The organism is Burkholderia stagnalis (genome assembly GCF_902830275.1).
Classification (GTDB): Bacteria; Pseudomonadota; Gammaproteobacteria; order Burkholderiales; family Burkholderiaceae; genus Burkholderia; species Burkholderia stagnalis.
Genome location: NZ_CADESW010000051.1, coordinates 1 through 5,445 on the forward strand (window position 1 = coordinate 1; position 5,445 = coordinate 5,445).

General features: G+C 53.0%; 2 tRNA genes and 3 rRNA genes. All 5 read left to right on the top strand.

Annotation, left to right across the window (positions count from 1 at the left end):
- The first annotated feature begins 205 nt into the window (after positions 1 to 205).
- The 5 genes from HWY45_RS36060 to rrf all read left to right on the top strand — a co-directional run bounded on the left by HWY45_RS36060 (position 206) and on the right by rrf (position 5,440).
- Positions 206 to 1,738, top strand: a 16S ribosomal RNA gene (locus tag HWY45_RS36060).
- Positions 1,739 to 1,799: 61 nt separating this feature from the next.
- A tRNA-Ile gene (locus HWY45_RS36065) sits at positions 1,800 to 1,876 on the top strand.
- 35 nt (positions 1,877 to 1,911) lie between these two features.
- Positions 1,912 to 1,987: transfer RNA gene (locus HWY45_RS36070), tRNA-Ala, on the top strand.
- 272 nt (positions 1,988 to 2,259) lie between these two features.
- A 23S ribosomal RNA gene (locus HWY45_RS36075) occupies positions 2,260 to 5,140 on the top strand.
- Positions 5,141 to 5,327: 187 nt separating this feature from the next.
- Positions 5,328 to 5,440 (top strand): 5S ribosomal RNA (gene rrf, locus HWY45_RS36080).
- The 16S, 23S and 5S rRNA genes sit together here with 2 tRNA genes alongside, the layout of an rRNA operon.
- Positions 5,441 to 5,445: the final 5 nt, after the last annotated feature.

A 5,445-nucleotide genomic window follows, 5' to 3' on the forward strand; every position in this document is an offset into this window, starting at 1 on the left:
GAAGAATTTCTCGCAGAAACGTTCTTTAAAAATTAACAGCCGATAAGTGTGGGCGCTTGATGGCAGCGAACCGATCCTCGGATCGGATAGCAAAAGTATCAAGAGTCTCACACTAAAGTAAGTCAGGTTTATGAAGCAATTCATATACCTGTCAGCTTTGAGTGAGCGACCGGTTCTTAACGGAACCGAAAACAGTAACAGGTTTGAACTGAAGAGTTTGATCCTGGCTCAGATTGAACGCTGGCGGCATGCCTTACACATGCAAGTCGAACGGCAGCACGGGTGCTTGCACCTGGTGGCGAGTGGCGAACGGGTGAGTAATACATCGGAACATGTCCTGTAGTGGGGGATAGCCCGGCGAAAGCCGGATTAATACCGCATACGATCCACGGATGAAAGCGGGGGACCTTCGGGCCTCGCGCTATAGGGTTGGCCGATGGCTGATTAGCTAGTTGGTGGGGTAAAGGCCTACCAAGGCGACGATCAGTAGCTGGTCTGAGAGGACGACCAGCCACACTGGGACTGAGACACGGCCCAGACTCCTACGGGAGGCAGCAGTGGGGAATTTTGGACAATGGGCGAAAGCCTGATCCAGCAATGCCGCGTGTGTGAAGAAGGCCTTCGGGTTGTAAAGCACTTTTGTCCGGAAAGAAATCCTTGGTCCTAATATGGCCGGGGGATGACGGTACCGGAAGAATAAGCACCGGCTAACTACGTGCCAGCAGCCGCGGTAATACGTAGGGTGCGAGCGTTAATCGGAATTACTGGGCGTAAAGCGTGCGCAGGCGGTTTGCTAAGACCGATGTGAAATCCCCGGGCTCAACCTGGGAACTGCATTGGTGACTGGCAGGCTAGAGTATGGCAGAGGGGGGTAGAATTCCACGTGTAGCAGTGAAATGCGTAGAGATGTGGAGGAATACCGATGGCGAAGGCAGCCCCCTGGGCCAATACTGACGCTCATGCACGAAAGCGTGGGGAGCAAACAGGATTAGATACCCTGGTAGTCCACGCCCTAAACGATGTCAACTAGTTGTTGGGGATTCATTTCCTTAGTAACGTAGCTAACGCGTGAAGTTGACCGCCTGGGGAGTACGGTCGCAAGATTAAAACTCAAAGGAATTGACGGGGACCCGCACAAGCGGTGGATGATGTGGATTAATTCGATGCAACGCGAAAAACCTTACCTACCCTTGACATGGTCGGAATCCTGCCGAGAGGCGGGAGTGCTCGAAAGAGAACCGATACACAGGTGCTGCATGGCTGTCGTCAGCTCGTGTCGTGAGATGTTGGGTTAAGTCCCGCAACGAGCGCAACCCTTGTCCTTAGTTGCTACGCAAGAGCACTCTAGGGAGACTGCCGGTGACAAACCGGAGGAAGGTGGGGATGACGTCAAGTCCTCATGGCCCTTATGGGTAGGGCTTCACACGTCATACAATGGTCGGAACAGAGGGTTGCCAACCCGCGAGGGGGAGCTAATCCCAGAAAACCGATCGTAGTCCGGATTGCACTCTGCAACTCGAGTGCATGAAGCTGGAATCGCTAGTAATCGCGGATCAGCATGCCGCGGTGAATACGTTCCCGGGTCTTGTACACACCGCCCGTCACACCATGGGAGTGGGTTTTACCAGAAGTGGCTAGTCTAACCGCAAGGAGGACGGTCACCACGGTAGGATTCATGACTGGGGTGAAGTCGTAACAAGGTAGCCGTATCGGAAGGTGCGGCTGGATCACCTCCTTTCCAGAGCTATTCGCAAAGTTGAGCGCTCACGCTTATCGGCTGTAAATTAAGACAGACTCAGGGGTCTGTAGCTCAGTCGGTTAGAGCACCGTCTTGATAAGGCGGGGGTCGTTGGTTCGAATCCAACCAGACCCACCATTGTCTGACGTGGAAACCTGAGGAAGTCTCTGTATGGGGGCATAGCTCAGCTGGGAGAGCACCTGCTTTGCAAGCAGGGGGTCGTCGGTTCGATCCCGTCTGCCTCCACCAATCACCAACGCCAAGTATTCAGCTTTGAGTATTTTGCATTGGCGATTGAGCCAGTCAGAGTGATATGAGTAACACCATATCGGCTGTCGTTCTTTAACAATCTGGAAGAAGTAAGTAATTTGGATAGCGGAAGCGTCTTGAGATGGACGTGGAAACTATCCGGGTTGTGATTGTATCGATGTATCTCAAGATGATTCGAACTTAACGTTCGGCTCAATTGGAATACGGCACAACGCGAGAACTCAACCTGTAACGAGACAGACTCGTTATAGGGTCAAGCGAACAAGTGCATGTGGTGGATGCCTTGGCGATCACAGGCGATGAAGGACGCGGTAGCCTGCGAAAAGCTACGGGGAGCTGGCAAACGAGCTTTGATCCGTAGATGTCCGAATGGGGAAACCCGGCCCTTTTGGGTCATCCTAGACTGAATACATAGGTCTAGTGAAGCGAACGCGGTGAACTGAAACATCTAAGTAACCGCAGGAAAAGAAATCAACCGAGATTCCCAAAGTAGTGGCGAGCGAAATGGGATGAGCCTTGTACTCTTTATTTGTATTGTTAGCCGAACGCTCTGGAAAGTGCGGCCATAGCAGGTGATAGCCCTGTAGGCGAAAACAGTATGAAAGAACTAGGTGTACGACAAGTAGGGCGGGACACGTGAAATCCTGTCTGAAGATGGGGGGACCATCCTCCAAGGCTAAATACTCGTGATCGACCGATAGTGAACCAGTACCGTGAGGGAAAGGCGAAAAGAACCCCGGGAGGGGAGTGAAATAGATCCTGAAACCGCATGCATACAAACAGTCGGAGCCTCGTAAGGGGTGACGGCGTACCTTTTGTATAATGGGTCAGCGACTTACGTTCAGTAGCAAGCTTAACCATATAGGGCAGGCGTAGCGAAAGCGAGTCCGAATAGGGCGTTCAGTTGCTGGGCGTAGACCCGAAACCAGGTGATCTATCCATGGCCAGGATGAAGGTGCGGTAACACGTACTGGAGGTCCGAACCCACTAACGTTGAAAAGTTAGGGGATGAGCTGTGGATAGGGGTGAAAGGCTAAACAAACCTGGAAATAGCTGGTTCTCTCCGAAAACTATTTAGGTAGTGCCTCGTGTCTCACCTTCGGGGGTAGAGCACTGTCATGGTTGGGGGGTCTATTGCAGATTACCCCGCCATAGCAAACTCCGAATACCGAAGAGTGCAATCACGGGAGACAGACATCGGGTGCTAACGTCCGGTGTCAAGAGGGAAACAACCCAGACCGCCAGCTAAGGTCCCCAAATATAGCTAAGTGGGAAACGAAGTGGGAAGGCTAAAACAGTCAGGAGGTTGGCTTAGAAGCAGCCACCCTTTAAAGAAAGCGTAATAGCTCACTGATCGAGTCGTCCTGCGCGGAAGATGTAACGGGGCTAAGCTATATACCGAAGCTGCGGATGCGTGCTTGCACGCATGGTAGGAGAGCGTTCCGTAAGCCTGCGAAGGTGCCTTGTAAAGGGTGCTGGAGGTATCGGAAGTGCGAATGCTGACATGAGTAGCGATAAAGGGGGTGAAAGGCCCCCTCGCCGTAAGCCCAAGGTTTCCTACGCAACGTTCATCGGCGTAGGGTGAGTCGGCCCCTAAGGCGAGGCAGAAATGCGTAGCTGATGGGAAGCAGGTCAATATTCCTGCACCATTGTTAAATGCGATGGGGGGACGGATCGCGGAAGGTTGTCCGGGTGTTGGAAGTCCCGGTCGCTGCATTGGAGAAGGCGCTTAGGCAAATCCGGGCGCAGGATTCAAGGGTGTGGCGCGAGCTCCTTAGGGAGCGAAGCAATTGGAAGTGGTTCCAAGAAAAGCCTCTAAGCTTCAGTTTAACAGTGACCGTACCGCAAACCGACACAGGTGGGCGAGATGAGTATTCTAAGGCGCTTGAGAGAACTCGGGAGAAGGAACTCGGCAAATTGGTACCGTAACTTCGGGATAAGGTACGCCCTTGTAGCTTGACTGGCCTGCGCCAGGAGGGTGAAGGGGTTGCAATAAACTGGTGGCTGCGACTGTTTAATAAAAACACAGCACTCTGCAAACACGAAAGTGGACGTATAGGGTGTGACGCCTGCCCGGTGCCGGAAGATTAAATGATGGGGTGCAAGCTCTTGATTGAAGTCCCGGTAAACGGCGGCCGTAACTATAACGGTCCTAAGGTAGCGAAATTCCTTGTCGGGTAAGTTCCGACCTGCACGAATGGCGTAACGATGGCCACACTGTCTCCTCCCGAGACTCAGCGAAGTTGAAGTGTTTGTGATGATGCAATCTACCCGCGGCTAGACGGAAAGACCCCATGAACCTTTACTGTAGCTTTGCATTGGACTTTGAACCGATCTGTGTAGGATAGGTGGGAGGCTATGAAACCGGAACGCTAGTTTCGGTGGAGCCGTCCTTGAAATACCACCCTGGTTTGTTTGAGGTTCTAACCTTGGCCCGTGATCCGGGTCGGGGACAGTGCATGGTAGGCAGTTTGACTGGGGCGGTCTCCTCCCAAAGCGTAACGGAGGAGTACGAAGGTACGCTAGGTACGGTCGGAAATCGTGCTGATAGTGCAATGGCATAAGCGTGCTTAACTGCGAGACCGACAAGTCGAGCAGGTGCGAAAGCAGGTCATAGTGATCCGGTGGTTCTGTATGGAAGGGCCATCGCTCAACGGATAAAAGGTACTCTGGGGATAACAGGCTGATACCGCCCAAGAGTTCATATCGACGGCGGTGTTTGGCACCTCGATGTCGGCTCATCTCATCCTGGGGCTGTAGCCGGTCCCAAGGGTATGGCTGTTCGCCATTTAAAGAGGTACGTGAGCTGGGTTTAAAACGTCGTGAGACAGTTTGGTCCCTATCTGCCGTGGGCGTTGGATATTTGAAGGGGGCTGCTCCTAGTACGAGAGGACCGGAGTGGACGAACCTCTGGTGTACCGGTTGTGACGCCAGTCGCATCGCCGGGTAGCTATGTTCGGAAGAGATAACCGCTGAAAGCATCTAAGCGGGAAACTCGCCTTAAGATGAGATATCCCTGGAGGCTTGACCTCCTTGAAGGGTCGTTCGAGACCAGGACGTTGATAGGTCAGGTGTGTAAGCGCAGTAATGCGTTCAGCTAACTGATACTAATTGCCCGTAAGGCTTGATCCTATAACAAGTCTGTCTCGATAGCCGTTAGCGCTTCAGCGCTTACGGATATCGAGCGTCGAGTGCGAGGCACTCGACGTACTGCGGTTGAAGTACCGCGTATGTGTGTGAGTACAACTCACAACCCAACCAAGATTACTGCTTCTTCCCGGATTGGTCGCGCTGCGAAGCCGCGCGACAACCCTCTTTGCCTGATGACCATAGCGAGTCGGTCCCACCCCTTCCCATCCCGAACAGGACCGTGAAACGACTCTACGCCGATGATAGTGCGGATTCCCGTGTGAAAGTAGGTAATCGTCAGGCTCCCT